Origin of the sequence: Streptomyces sp. NBC_00012 (assembly GCF_045040875.1) — a bacterium.
In the GTDB taxonomy this organism is placed as follows: domain Bacteria; phylum Actinomycetota; class Actinomycetes; order Streptomycetales; family Streptomycetaceae; genus Streptomyces.
On the sequence record NZ_CP108309.1, the window covers coordinates 4737797 to 4750487 of the forward strand.

Below are 12691 nucleotides of genomic sequence, written 5' to 3' on the forward strand. Positions count from 1 at the left end.
GCGACGGGCGCACGAACGCCTGACCCGGCGCCTCACGGGCCCGTCGCATCGGGCCCGTCGCATCGGGCCGGGAGCAGCCCCGCCCCGTCCGTCGAGCGCTATCCCTCCGCCACCGGCAGCATCAGTCCCCAGGCCCCCGCCCGTACCGTCCAGGTCCTCGTCCGGACCGGGCCGCCGACCTGTATGTCCGCCCGGTAGCGGAAGTCCGCGCCCGAGACCGTGACGGCCTTCGCCTCCGCCGTCACGGGATCGGCCTCCGGCGGGCGGATCACCACCTCCGCGAGGCCTCCGTCGCCGCCCTGCGAGGCCACCGTCACCGATTCGACCGGGCGGTCCAGATCGTTCAGCAGGACGCCGTCGGCCTCGACCCGCAGCCGGTGCGTGGGCGGCGGCGCGGCGGGCGTCTGCGGGACGGGGCGCACCAGGGTGCGGACCAGGTTGCGGCAGGTGTCCCAGACCGCCGTGACCCCCGTGTGCGCGGCCGACGCGCCCGGCAGCGTGCTCAGCGCCGGGATGTGCAGCGTGCCCAGGACCACCCCGTCGCTGTCGTCGACCAGCAGGTCGAGCCTGCGCACGGCACCGTCAAGCGCGGTGCGCGCCGCCGCCACCGCGCCCAGCGGCACGCCGAGCGAACGGGCCAGTTCCACCCCGGCCGCGGTGCCGACCGGGATCAGCGAGAGCACGCTCCCGTCCGGCTCCCGCTCCCGGTGCAGCTGGGCCACCGCCCGCCGCAGCGCGCGGTCGTCGCCGACCACCACCGGCCGCCGGCCGCCCCGGCGGGACAGGGCTCTGGCGAACTCCTCGGGCCCGTCGGGCAGGCAGATCTTGGCGTGCGAACCGGCACTCAGGACGTCCTTCGCGATACGCACGGACTCGCCGTCGGTCCGGCGGGCGACCGGGTCGATGACCACCAGCAGCTGGTGCGCACCGTCGCCGGGGGGCTGGGCAGCCGACACCTCGGTCCTTCCTCGGGTAGCATCTTGGTGCAAGAGCCCCTTGCGCTATTGCGCCAGGGGCTTCGTCTATTCCGGGGCACCCGGTTCGACGGTTCAGGCCTTGTCGTACATCGTCGTACGGCATGTACGGCGTTTACGTACGCCCCCTGACCTTGGACATGCCCCGCCCGGAAGGGGTGTACGCCTGTGCCCGCACTTGTGCTGCTCGGTGCTCAGTGGGGTGACGAGGGCAAGGGAAAGGCCACCGACCTCCTCGGTGGATCCGTGGACTATGTGGTGCGCTACCAAGGCGGCAACAACGCCGGCCATACGGTGGTCGTCGGTGACCAGAAGTACGCACTGCATCTCCTCCCCTCCGGAATCCTTTCGCCGGGTTGTACCCCGGTCATCGGAAACGGTGTCGTCGTCGACCCGGCCGTCCTGCTCTCCGAGCTGAGTGGGCTGAACGACCGCGGCGTGGACACGTCCAAGCTGCTGATCAGCGGCAATGCCCATTTGATCACCCCGTACAACGTCACGATCGACAAGGTGACGGAACGGTTCCTCGGGAAGCGCAAGATCGGCACGACCGGTCGAGGCATCGGCCCGACGTACGCCGACAAGATCAACCGCGTGGGCATCCGTGTCCAGGATCTCTACGACGAGTCGATCCTGGAGCAGAAGGTCGACGCGGCCCTGGAGCAGAAGAACCAGCTCCTCGCCAAGGTCTTCAACCGCCGTGCCATCGAGTCCGGCAGGATCGTCGAGGAGATGCTCCAGTACGCGGAGCAGATCAAGCCCTACGTCGCCGACACGACGCTGATCCTGAACGACGCCATCGACGCGGGCAAGGTCGTCCTCTTCGAGGGCGGCCAGGGCACGCTGCTCGACGTCGACCACGGCACGTACCCCTTCGTCACCTCGTCGAACCCGACCGCGGGCGGCGCCTGCACCGGCGCCGGCGTGGGCCCGACGAAGATCAGCCGGGTCATCGGCATCCTCAAGGCGTACACCACCCGCGTCGGCGCCGGTCCGTTCCCGACGGAGCTGCTCGACGAGGACGGCGAGGCGCTGCGCCGGATCGGAGGCGAGCGCGGTGTCACCACCGGCCGCGACCGCCGCTGCGGCTGGTTCGACGCGGTCATCGCGCGGTACGCGACCCGGGTCAACGGTCTCACCGACTTCTTCCTCACCAAGCTGGACGTGCTGACCGGCTGGGAGCAGATCCCGGTGTGCGTGGCGTACGAGATCGACGGCAAGCGCGTCGAGGAACTCCCGTACAGCCAGACCGACTTCCACCACGCGAAGCCGGTCTACGAGATGCTGCCGGGCTGGTCCGAGGACATCACCAAGGCCAAGACCTTCGGTGACCTGCCGAAGAACGCGCAGGCGTACGTGAAGGCGCTGGAGGAGATGTCCGGCGCCCCGATCTCCGCGATCGGTGTCGGCCCCGGCCGCACCGAGACCATCGAGATCAACTCCTTCCTGTAGGACCTGCCCTGTAGGACCTGCGGGACGGAACGACGCGAAGGGGTCGGGGCGCGGCAGTCGCCCCGGCCCCTTCGCGCCTTCCACGACGCTCGATGCCCCTGCGGTGGCGCCTGGATCTTCGCCCTCGGCACCGCACTGGTGATCGCGGCTGCCGGGTTCCTCTTCCCGCAACGGCTGACCTCGGGCCTGGACGCCTCGCCGGCGGCGACCCTGCGGGCTCAGGCCGACGCGGAGGTGGTCCGGCTGGACGTCAGGGGTCCGCTCCCGCATCTGCCGCCGTCGTCCCCGCGCGACCCGGACGGGGGGCTCGGCACCGGCGGAGCCGAGCGGGTGGCCCAGGTACTCGCGCCCGACGGCCGGCTGCTCGCCTTCACCGACGGCGCGGGCGGGCATCCGCTGGCCGACACGGCACAGGTGCGGGCGGCGACCCGGGGCGAGGTCGGCTTCACCGCTTCGATCGAGGGCCAGGACTACCGGATGCTCGCCGTGCCGGCCGAGAACGACGGCAAGGAGGTCGCCGTCCTGGTGGGCGTCGGCCCCCGGCTCGCGGACGCCGCGACCACGCACACCCGCGACGCGCTGATGCTGGGCGGTCCGCCGCCGTGCTCGCCGCCGGTCTCGGCGCGTACTGGCTGGCCGGTTCGGCCCTGCGTCCGGTGGACCGGATGCGCAGACGGCTCGCGGAGATCACCGAGCAGGACACCGGGGCCCGGCTGGCGGCGACCGCCACCCACGACGAGATCGCGACTCTCGCGGCCACCATGAACGAAGTACTCGACCGGCTCGCCGACGCCCTGGCCCGGCAGCGTGGTTTCGCCGCCGACGCGGGCCACGAGCTGCGCACCCCGCTGGCCGCGCTGAAGGCCGAACTGGAGTTGGCGGGACAGCCGGGCCGCACCCGGGAAGAGCTCGTCGCCGCGGTCGCCGCGGCGGCCGCGGACACCGACCGGCTGATCCGGCTGTCCGAGGACCTGCTGCTGAGCAGGACCGACGAGGGGCGGCCCGTCGTTCGGCCGGAGCCACTGGTGCCGGCCTAACCGCTGGCCGCCGCCGTGCGGGGTGCCGCGTCGCGCGCGGAACCCCGGAACGTACGGGTGCGGCTGCGGGCCGACGACGGCGTACGCATGGTCGCAGACATCGCCCGTCGTGCACGTGACGGTCACCTGACCACGGTGACGGTCGGCTGACTCCGTCTCCTCCGGAGCACTCGAGTCCCAATGGTCCAGACCTTGACAGGTCCAGACCAGCGGGGCTTGAGTGGCGGGACGTCCAGACGGCCCGCTGAGGTGTTCGGCGTGCCCTGCCGAAGGAGTGAGCACTGCTGAAACGCATCAAGAGCCTTCTGACCGTGCTGAGTTCCGTGCTCGCGACGGCCGTTCTGCTTCCCGCCTCTGCCGCCCCCACCCCCGCCTCCGCCGCCTCCGCTTCAGCCGCCTCCCCGTCCGTCGCATCGGACCAGGACACGCGGTGCGCGCCCGCGTGGAGTCCGTCGACTGCCTACACGCAGGGCGGCACGGTCTCGCACCACAGCCGCAACTGGACGGCCAAGTGGTGGACGCAGAACGAGAATCCGGGCGCCACCGGAGTCTGGGCCGACCAGGGGGCCTGTACGGGCGGGGTCTCCGACTTCGCCGTCAGCGAGGCGCAGTTCGACGAGATCTTCCCGGACCGCGATCCTTTCTACACGTACCAGGGACTGATCGACGCCCTGCACGCCTACCCGCGCTTCGCGAACACCGGTACGCCGACCACGCGCGCCCAGGAGGCCGCGGCCTTCCTCACGCACGCGGACTTCGAGTCGGTCGGGCTCCAGTACGTGAAGGAGATCAACGAGGACAACTACTGGCGCAAGTGCGACTACAGCCGGCCGTACGGCTGTCCGGCGGGGCAGAAGGCGTACTACGGCCGGGGCCCGATCATGTTCAGCTGGAACTTCAACTACAAGGCCGCGGGGGACGCGCTCGGCCTCGATCTCCTCGGCAACCCCTGGCTGGTCGAGCAGGACCCGTCCGTGGCCTGGCAGACGGCTCTTTGGTACTGGAACACCCAGAACGGCCCCGGCACGATGACCTCGCACGAGGCGATGGTCGGCGGTGCCGGCTTGGGCGAGACGATCCGCTCGCTCAATGGCGCCCTGGAGTGCGACGGCGGCAACCCCGCCTCGGTCGCGGCCCGGGTCGCCAAGTACGAACGGATCACGTCCGTCCTCGGTACGGCACCCGGGTCCGGGCTGGCCTGCTGACGCCGGGTTATGCGGCACCTGGGCCGGCCCGGGTCGGCCTGTTGACGCCGGGTCATACGACGCGCCGTCCGTGCGCCCCCGGATGAGCCCCCGAATAGGGTGCCGTTCTGGTCTAGACCTTGACAGGTTCAGACCAGTGCCGCTTGAGTGACGGGCAACCCCCCATGGCGGCGCACCGTCCAGTCCGGTTCGCCGCACCGAAGGAGTGATCGCATGATCAGGCGCTTCATGGGTCTGCTGGCCGCGCTGGGCGCGGTCGTCGCAATGGTCGTCGTTCTCCCCACCCCCGCCTCCGCCGCCTCCGCTTCAGCCGCCTCCCCGTCCGTCGCATCGGACCAGGACACGCGGTGCGCGCCCGCGTGGAGTCCGTCGACTGCCTACACGCAGGGCGGCACGGTCTCGCACCACAGCCGCAACTGGACGGCCAAGTGGTGGACCCAGAACGAGACCCCCGGAAGCTCCGACGTCTGGGCGGACCAGGGCAGTTGCGGCGGTGGCGGCACGGACCCGGGCACCCCGTCCGGCTTCGTCGTCAGCGAGGCGCAGTTCAACCAGATGTTCCCGAACCGGAATTCGTTCTACACGTACGACGGGCTGACCGCGGCCCTGAGCGCCTACCCGGGCTTCGCGAACACCGGCAGCGACACCGTCAAGCGCCAGGAGGCGGCGGCGTTCCTCGCCAACGTCAGCCACGAGACGGGCGGCCTGGTGTACGTGGTCGAGCAGAACACGTCCAACTACCCGCACTACTGCGACAGCAGCCAGCCCTACGGCTGCCCGGCCGGTCAGGCCGCGTACTACGGCCGCGGTCCGATCCAGCTCAGCTGGAACTTCAACTACAAGGCCGCCGGTGACGCGCTCGGCATCGATCTGCTGGCCAACCCGTACCTGGTCGAGCAGAACGCATCGGTCGCCTGGAAGACCGGCCTCTGGTACTGGAACACCCAGAGCGGCCCCGGCACCATGACCGCCCACAACGCCATGGTGAACGGCGCCGGGTTCGGCGAGACCATCCGGTCCATCAACGGCACCCTGGAATGCAACGGCGGCAATCCCGCTCAGGTCCAGAGCCGCATCGACCGCTACAAGGCGTTCGTGCAGATCCTCGGCACCACCCCCGGTTCCAACCTGAGCTGCTGACCCGCGGCTCCTGTTCTCCCCCACCCGACGGGGGCGTGCCCGGCTCCGGCCGGACACGCCCCCGTTCCGGTTCAGCGGGCGGTGCCGGTCTCCGTGAGGTCCAGGGCCCGGAAGGCGAGCCACAGGTCGTAACGGGCGCTGGGTGTCTGGAGCAGTGAGCGGCCGAGGACCGCTTCGAGCCGGGTGAGGCGCTTGCGGATGCCCGGCACCGAGATGCCCAGCGCCTCGGCCGTCGGGGTGAGCTGGGCTTCGCTGGCCAGCCAGGTGCGGAGGGTCTCCCACGGGTCGGCGGAGTTCCGTGCGAGGCCGGGCGCGGTGAGCGGGCGCAGTTGCTGGGCCGCCCATTCCCGTACGGCCGCCACGTCCAGGACGTCGTCCAGGCCGAGCGGCGGCCGGGCCGCACGCTCGTCCCGGCGGGCCCTGCCGGGCGCGGTGGGGGTGGCGCGGATGCGCAGGGCCAGGTCGAGGGTGGCCTGGTCGCCGACCCGGTTCAGGTCCAGGCCGAGCAGTTCGCCGATCAGCCGGAGCCGGGCGGCCAGGGTGTTGCGGTGGATCTTCAGATGCTGGGTCGCGTGCGAGGAGAACGCCAGCCAGGAGGCGAGCGTCGCCGCGAGTTCCTGGCTGCCCGGGTCCTGGGCGCGGCGCGGCAGATACGTCAGCAGAGGGTGCAGCAGCTCGTCCGCCCACCGCGCCCCGGCCGCCCCGGCGGCCACGGCCGGGTCCGGCGCCGAGCCGAAGCGGGCGTGCCGGTCGGGCAGCCCGCGGGCCACCGCCAGTGCGTGGAACGCCTGGCGGTAGCCGGTCGCCGTGTCGGCCAGCGGTACGTCCTCGCTCACCCCCGCGACGCACTCGGTGACCGTCTCGGTGACCCGGATGCCGAGCCGCTGTTCGGCCAGGCCCGCGTCGGCCGGTACGACGAGGATCAGATGGCGGGCGTACACCGGGCACCGGACGATCCAGGACCGGCCGCCGGAGAGCTCCGCGCAGATCCGCGACACCTCGTCCCGGCGGCCGGCCGGACACTCCACGACGTACACCCGGACGGGGTCGGGCAGGTTGGGCTTGAGCGCGCCCGCCACCTGGTGCGCGATGGACAGCTGACCCGTCATGAGCAGATGCAGCACCGCTTCCCGGCTGCGGGACTCCGCGAGGTCCACGCGGCGCCGCTTGCGCTCCACGGCCTCCGCCGCCCAGCACATGGCGAGCGGCATCGCCACGTCGGCGAGCAGCAGGGCGAGCCCGTCCGGCAGCGGGCGGGGTGCGACCACGGCCAGGATCGGGGCGGCGGCGTCCGGCGGGCCGTCCAGCGGGAACAGCAGCGCGGTGTGCGTCCCCCGGTCGAAGGAGAAGGAGCGCGCGTCGAGACCGGGCAGTTTCTTCGCGTACTCGCGCGCCAGCTCGGCCGCCTCCACCCCCGTACCGGCCGGGCTCCGGGTCACGCCGTGCAGCACGGTGCCGTCCCCGTCGAGCAGACCGGCCCAGCCCGCCGCCCGGCCGGACACCCAGTGCAGCAGCTCCCGGGATCCGCCCGACCGGGCCAGCCGGTACATCCGCAGTACGTCATCGGCCCGTTCCCGCGCGCGCACAAGTCCTCCACTCCTGCTCAAAAACCGGAACGAAGGCTACCGGTTTGATTGTGCGGACTGATACCCGCCACGGGTCCACACGGTGCGAATTGAAGCTTTCGGCTACGTACCCGAGGACCTAGAGTCCGAACACGGTTGCGGCACCTCTTGGGGGAGGGGTACGGGGGCGACAGCAGCGGCTCACGGGGGTGGCCGCTGTCGTCGGCCGCAACCGTTTTTTACGTTCCGGGTGACTGAGCCCCGGGTCCTCGCGCCCGACTTCTCGCGCCCCTCCGTTGTCAGTGGGGGCCCCTACTGTCGGATCACGATCGCGTCCGCGATCGAAGCCGACCGGGAGAGGCCGCCGCCATGGAATTCCGCATCGAGCGCAGCACACTGACCGATGCCGTGGCCTGGGCGGCCCGGGTGCTGCCCACGCGCTCGCCCGTTCCCGTGCTGGGCGGCCTGCTGCTGGAGGCGGCCGACGGGCGGCTGAGCATCTCGGGGCTGGACTACGAGGCGTCCGCCCGCATCGAGGTGGAGGCGGAGACCGTACGGGCCGGGAAGGTGCTGGTCATGGGCCGCCGGCTGCTCGATGTCTGCAAGGTGCTGCCCGAGAAGGTGGTGGAGTGCGCGGTCGAGGGTTCGCGGTTCTCGCTGGCGAGTGACGGTGCCCGGTTCGGCCTCTCGGTGCTGCCCTTCGACGACTACCCGGCGCTCCCGTCGCTGCCGGAGGTGCTCGGTGCGGTGGACGCGGAGGAGTTCGCGGCGGCCGTCGCCCATGTGACGGTGGCGGCGGGCCGGGACGACGCGCTGCCGATCCTGACCGGCATCCGGCTGGCGCTGGACGGCGACACGATGACGCTGGCCGCCACGGACCGCTACCGGTTCGCGGTGCGCACCCTCTCCTGGAAGCCCGGCCGGGACGGTGCCCCGGCCGATGTCGTGGTCTCCGCCCGCCGGCTCACCGAGATCGCCCGCTCCTTCGGCCGGGGCGGCATGGTCAGCCTGGCGCTGGACGGAGGTTCGGCCGGGTTCGAGCTGGCCGGGATGCGTACGACGGTGCGCCTGCTCGACGGCCGGCTGCCGCGCCACGACAAGCTGTTCGCGATGACCGGCGCGGTCACGGCCGAGACGGACCGGGCGCCCCTGGTCGAGGCCGTCAAACGGGTCGCCGTGGTCGCGGAGGGCGGCAGCCCGCTCCATCTCACGTTCTCCGAGGGCTCGGTGCTGCTCCAGGCGGGCTACGAGGACGACATCGCCTCCCAGCGCCTGCCCGCCGTGCTGGAGGGCGCCGAGGACCTGACGGTCGCCTTCAACCCCGCGTATCTGATGGACGCGTTGGGCTCGTTCGGCGCCCCCGTGATCAGGTTCGAGCTGATGGGCCCGGGACAGCGGGCGATGGTGACCGGCCGTCCGGCTGCCGGGGACGCGCAGCCGGACGGCGCCCGCCCCGCTCACCAGCACCTTCTGATGTCGGCGAAGCCGCTGGTGTAGAGCGGGGCGGGGCCGGGGCGCCGGACGGTTACTTCGTGAAGATGAAGTACTGCCAGGCGCCGTGCGTGGTCGAGTTCACCGTGTCGCCCGAGGTGCCGTTGACGTACGAGGCACGGACGCGCATCCGGTAGCCCGTGTCATGGGTGCCGTTCAGCGTCACGATGGACTTGCCGCTGGTGCCGAGCTTGAAGTACTCCGAGCCCGCGTCGTACCACCTGCCCTGGTAGTACAGCTGCAGGGACAGCTTGTGCGCGCGGTTCTTGTAGTACGTCATCGTCGTCGTGAAGACCGGGTCGGTCTTCTTGTGGAAGTACCGGTACGACGTCTTGCCGATCTTCGCCGTCTTGTACTGCTTCGAGACGGAGGTCGAGACCTTCACCTTGGCGTACGCGGTCGACGTGACCTTCTTCGAGGTGTACCGGCCGTCGCCCTTGAAGACCGCGGTGACGGTGGTGTCCCGGGTCATGTCGACCGTGGTCGACAGGTTGCCCTTGGAGTTGACCTTGCCGGTCCTCACCAGCTTGTTCGGCTTGTCCGACCCGAACGGGTCCACCCACAGCTCGACGGTGCGGTTCTTGTACGTCTTGCCGAGGTGCGCCGTGAACGTCACGTCGGCGCCGTACGAGTACAGCGCCTTGTTGTGGTTCAGGGTCAGCGAGGTGACCGTCCGGGGCACGGCGACCTTGTCGGAACCGGACGCCGCGGAGTGGGTGGCGTCGCCCGCGTACGAGACCTTGTACGTGACCTGGCCACCGGCGGTCGGGGTGTCGGTGAACGAGAAGCTGCCGTCGGACTTCAGCGCCACCGAGGGCAGCGCCTTGCCCTTGGGCGACTCGATGTCGGTACGCGTCGCGGTGGCCTTGGCGCCCGCCGGGAACGTGCCGTCGGACTTCACCCGGCCGGTGACGGTGAGCTTCTTGCCGAGCGCGGACTTCGCCGGGGCGCTGACCGTGACGGTGCTCGCGGACTTCACGGCATCGGTGAGCACCCGCAGCGAACGCACGCCCGCGCTGTTCTCGGTGACCGCGAACAGCCGGCTGGTGTCCGGCGCCCAGGCCAGCCCGGCCGGAGCCAGGAGATCCGAGCCGCTGCTGGTGCCGGTGTTGGGGAAGTCGTACGTCCGGATCGGCTTGGTGGTGTCCTGCTTGTAGACGTACACGTCGGGCTCGTAGGAACCGTCGATGCCCGCGGCGACCGTGCCGTCCGGGGCGATGTCCACGGCGTTCGGGTACGCGTCGGACGGGTACGTGGTCCCGGGCGTGAGGTCCGAGGTCCGGTACGCCTGGTGGTGGTACGGGTACCCGCTGGCCACCACGACCTGCTGTCCGTCCGGGCTCAGCGCCAGGTCACGCAGGTTGCCCCCGTCGGTGCGCACCTGCGCGGTCTGCGTGGCCGTCCCCGAGGCGACGTCGTACACGGCCAGCTGCGCGGGGCTCTGGCCCTCGATACCGGCGGCCAGCGTGCCCGGCGCACCGGGCGTGGACGCCAGGGTCGGGGCCGCGTACCAGGTGCGGTTCGGGTCCTGGTCCAGGGTGACGACCGGCTCGGCGCCGGACAGGTCGAGCGAACCGATGTTGCCCTCGGCCGCAGCCCCGTAGCCGAACCAGAGCTTGCCGCCCGCCAGCGCCGGGTGCTTCGGGTCGGTGCCCTCGCCGGTCGCGTACCGGGCGGACTCCGTGAGCCCGGCCGTGTCGATGGTGACGATCGCGTCGGCACCCGGCACGGCGGCGTACAGCGTGCCGGAGTCGGCGGAGAGTTCGAGGCCGGTCACGCCCGGCAGAGAGGCGATGGTGCCGACGACCGCGCCGTTGTAGTCGGTGACGAGCACCTTGCCGCCGGTCGGGTCACTGATGAAGACCCGCTTGTGCACACCGTCCGCGACGATGTCGCCGACCGAAGCGGCGGGAATGACCTTGGTGGAATCGGCAGCGGCCGGATTCGCCGCACCGCCGATCAGAACTACGGAACTGAAGAGAACCGCGAGCGAGGTCGCGGCCGAGATTCTGCGCGTGCGCAAAATGAATTACCCCCACGGTAAGAGAGGGCCGTGGCACCCGAGATGAGAGGGGTGCGGCCCACGAACGCAGGGTATGCCATGGCGTCCACAACTCCTACACATTTGCGGGGCCCGGGGCAGGACGCCTCCCCCGGCCCCGCGAAACGTCAGTCCGCCCAGGTGAGGAACGCCGCCCAGGCACCGGGAGCGACCGCGAAGGTGGGCCCGTCGGGAACCTTGGAGTCCCGGATGTGGACGGAGTGGGGGCAGGTGGCGACCTCGATGCACTCGCCGCCGCTGTCGCTGCTGTACGAGGACTTGCGCCAGTCGAGGGCGACTTCGATGCAGCTGCCGCCACCGCTGTCGCTGTAGCTGGACTTGAACCACCGCAGGGTGCTGCTCATTCCTCTACTCCTGCCAACCGCTCGATGAGGTCCAGCGATTCACGAGGACCCATGGCCTGTGACCGGATCTTCGCATAGCGCTGCGCGTATGTACTCACCTTCCCCGGGTCGCTGATCAGCAGACTCTCGTCCTGCGGCTCCAGGTAGACGAGGCGCTCGTGCTGCGGAGTCTCCACCAGCGTCATTCCACCCCTCGCGCCTGCATGCTCTCCGGACTTCCCGCAGTCCAGCGCCATTGCGTGAAGCGTTACGTTGCGACGGCGGGCGTACTCCGCGAGCTGTCGCATCTGAGCCTTCATGACGGCCGTGCTGCCGATCACCCGGGTGAGTGCTGACTCTTCCAGGATCAGCTCGATCATGGGCAGCGGATCCCGATCGAAGAGCGCCTTGCGAAGCATGCGCGCCTCTACCAGCTGTTGCACCCGCTGCTCGGACAGTGGCGGGTAGCCGCCCCCGATTAGCGCTCGTGCATAGTCCTCCGTCTGGAACAGGCCATGTACGACATCGATCGAGTACAGGCTCAGGGTAAGAGCCGCCTGCTCAAGCGGCGCATGGGGCTTGAACTGCGGCGGATACGCCTCCATCCGCATGTACAGTCGCGCCCGCTCGAACACACCCATGCCGTCCCCGAGTACCCGCTCCAGCCCCGCCAACATGTCGTCGCTCGCGGGCTGCGCGCACGTCTCCATGGCGCTCACCGCCGCCGCCGAGAAGCCGATCTCTTTTCCGAGTTGTTCCTGAGTCAGCTTCTTCCGCATGCGGGCATTTTTGGCCACATCGGCCACCAACTTGGCCGTCGGACTCGCCGTTTCCTTGTTTTCCGCTCGCGCCATTGCGATCCCTTTTCGACTCAACCGGTCTCAACCGGTCACTACCCAGCCCCGCCGAACTCAACTGAGGTTCAAGGGAGTTCGCGCAGGTCAACGGGTATGCGACGCCCCTCGTCAGTCACGTAAAACGGTAGCCAACCAGGGTCAGACTGGTCCTGTGAATGGGCCGAAAAGTGAAATGAACCTCCAGTGGATTCCGTACTCCGGATTTCAACTGCGCAGAGCAGGCGTGCAATTCGACGCCGTACGCGTGGACGGGGAAGAAGGGCGTCGGCTGGCCGGGTTGATGGAGGCGATCACGGGAGGCGAGCCCGGCCCCGTCGTCACCGAGGCGAACGGGCGGCGGGCGGTGTACTTCCTCGTCACGGCGGGGAGCACGGAGGGCAAACCGTGGCCGGCGGGGGTGACCCGGCTCAACGCGACGGCGGGCCGGATCAGTTACGTACCGATCCCGGCACTGAGCGGCCGGACCTGGCCACTGGCCTGGCACTTCCCGCCCACGGCGCCGGACCGGCTCGTCCACACGATGCTGCTGCTGCACGCCGCGACCGCCCTGCTCTGCTGACCGGGCGCGGGCAGCACGAAACGGCC

At 70.5% G+C, this 12691-nt stretch carries 12 protein-coding genes; 7 read left to right on the forward strand and 5 right to left on the reverse strand.

Translation table 11 applies throughout. The annotated features are described in order from the left end of the window. Positions 1-98: 98 nt before the first annotated feature. Complete coding sequence (locus OHA19_RS21845) at positions 99-956, reverse strand: diacylglycerol kinase family protein (protein ID WP_405714167.1); 858 nt, start codon at positions 954-956, stop codon at positions 99-101. A gap of 186 nt (positions 957-1142) precedes the next feature. Between OHA19_RS21845 and OHA19_RS21850 the strand changes: the two genes are divergently transcribed. The 5 genes from OHA19_RS21850 to OHA19_RS21870 all read left to right on the forward strand — a co-directional run bounded on the left by OHA19_RS21850 (position 1143) and on the right by OHA19_RS21870 (position 5808). Next, positions 1143-2426 (forward strand): adenylosuccinate synthase, encoded by a 1284-nt coding sequence (locus OHA19_RS21850; RefSeq protein ID WP_329197109.1) that lies wholly within the window; start codon positions 1143-1145, stop codon positions 2424-2426. 138 nt (positions 2427-2564) lie between these two features. Further along, positions 2565-3191 carry a hypothetical protein gene (locus OHA19_RS21855; RefSeq protein ID WP_405751228.1) on the forward strand — a complete coding sequence of 209 codons (627 nt, stop codon included), beginning with the start codon at positions 2565-2567 and terminating at the stop codon, positions 3189-3191. Beyond that, on the forward strand, positions 3092-3463 hold the full coding sequence (locus OHA19_RS21860) for a histidine kinase dimerization/phospho-acceptor domain-containing protein (RefSeq protein WP_405751230.1): 372 nt from the start codon (positions 3092-3094) through the stop codon (positions 3461-3463). Before OHA19_RS21855 ends, OHA19_RS21860 begins: the two co-directional genes overlap by 100 nt. Positions 3464-3744: 281 nt before the next feature. After that, positions 3745-4668: a glycoside hydrolase family 19 protein gene (locus OHA19_RS21865; protein ID WP_405753297.1), complete on the forward strand. Its 924-nt coding sequence runs from the start codon at positions 3745-3747 to the stop codon at positions 4666-4668. A gap of 213 nt (positions 4669-4881) precedes the next feature. Continuing rightward, the gene (locus OHA19_RS21870; RefSeq protein ID WP_405751233.1) at positions 4882-5808 is read left to right on the forward strand and encodes a glycoside hydrolase family 19 protein; all 927 of its coding nucleotides are present in this window, start codon (positions 4882-4884) and stop codon (positions 5806-5808) included. Positions 5809-5879: 71 nt separating this feature from the next. Here OHA19_RS21870 and OHA19_RS21875 read toward each other — a convergent pair whose 3' ends face one another. Beyond that, positions 5880-7358 carry a helix-turn-helix domain-containing protein gene (locus OHA19_RS21875; RefSeq protein ID WP_405721619.1) on the reverse strand — a complete coding sequence of 493 codons (1479 nt, stop codon included), beginning with the start codon at positions 7356-7358 and terminating at the stop codon, positions 5880-5882. A 384-nt stretch (positions 7359-7742) separates the two neighbouring features. Here OHA19_RS21875 and dnaN point away from each other — a divergent pair, with 384 nt between their 5' ends. Next, positions 7743-8870: a DNA polymerase III subunit beta gene (dnaN, locus tag OHA19_RS21880; protein WP_405714161.1), complete on the forward strand. Its 1128-nt coding sequence runs from the start codon at positions 7743-7745 to the stop codon at positions 8868-8870. A gap of 28 nt (positions 8871-8898) precedes the next feature. Here the strand turns inward: dnaN and OHA19_RS21885 are convergent, their stop codons facing one another. From OHA19_RS21885 to OHA19_RS21895, 3 genes are all read right to left on the reverse strand, one after another. Further along, entirely contained in the window at positions 8899-10887 is a 1989-nt protein-coding gene (locus OHA19_RS21885; RefSeq protein ID WP_405751236.1) for an Ig-like domain repeat protein, read from the reverse strand. 146 nt (positions 10888-11033) lie between these two features. Further along, positions 11034-11270: a DUF397 domain-containing protein gene (locus OHA19_RS21890; protein ID WP_405714157.1), complete on the reverse strand. Its 237-nt coding sequence runs from the start codon at positions 11268-11270 to the stop codon at positions 11034-11036. Next, positions 11267-12103 (reverse strand): Scr1 family TA system antitoxin-like transcriptional regulator, encoded by an 837-nt coding sequence (locus OHA19_RS21895; protein WP_405714155.1) that lies wholly within the window; start codon positions 12101-12103, stop codon positions 11267-11269. The genes OHA19_RS21890 and OHA19_RS21895 overlap by 4 nt, the downstream gene beginning before the upstream one ends. A gap of 175 nt (positions 12104-12278) precedes the next feature. On the opposite strand from OHA19_RS21895, the gene OHA19_RS21900 reads away from it, so the two are divergent. Then, a complete protein-coding gene (locus OHA19_RS21900) occupies positions 12279-12665 on the forward strand; it encodes a hypothetical protein (RefSeq protein ID WP_405714153.1) in 387 nt (128 codons plus the stop codon). Positions 12666-12691: the final 26 nt, after the last annotated feature.

Excerpts from the sequence above, each read along its gene's own strand:
- OHA19_RS21860 (WP_405751230.1), top strand. The coding sequence starts at position 3,092 with ATGCGCAGACGGCTCGCGGAGATCACCGAGCAGGACACCGGGGCCCGG.
- OHA19_RS21870 (WP_405751233.1), top strand. The coding sequence starts at position 4,882 with ATGATCAGGCGCTTCATGGGTCTGCTGGCCGCGCTGGGCGCGGTCGTC.
- OHA19_RS21875 (WP_405721619.1), bottom strand. The coding sequence starts at position 7,358 with ATGTACCGGCTGGCCCGGTCGGGCGGATCCCGGGAGCTGCTGCACTGG.
- dnaN (WP_405714161.1), top strand. The coding sequence starts at position 7,743 with ATGGAATTCCGCATCGAGCGCAGCACACTGACCGATGCCGTGGCCTGG.
- OHA19_RS21890 (WP_405714157.1), bottom strand. The coding sequence starts at position 11,270 with ATGAGCAGCACCCTGCGGTGGTTCAAGTCCAGCTACAGCGACAGCGGT.
- OHA19_RS21895 (WP_405714155.1), bottom strand. The coding sequence starts at position 12,103 with ATGGCGCGAGCGGAAAACAAGGAAACGGCGAGTCCGACGGCCAAGTTG.
- OHA19_RS21900 (WP_405714153.1), top strand. The coding sequence starts at position 12,279 with ATGAACCTCCAGTGGATTCCGTACTCCGGATTTCAACTGCGCAGAGCA.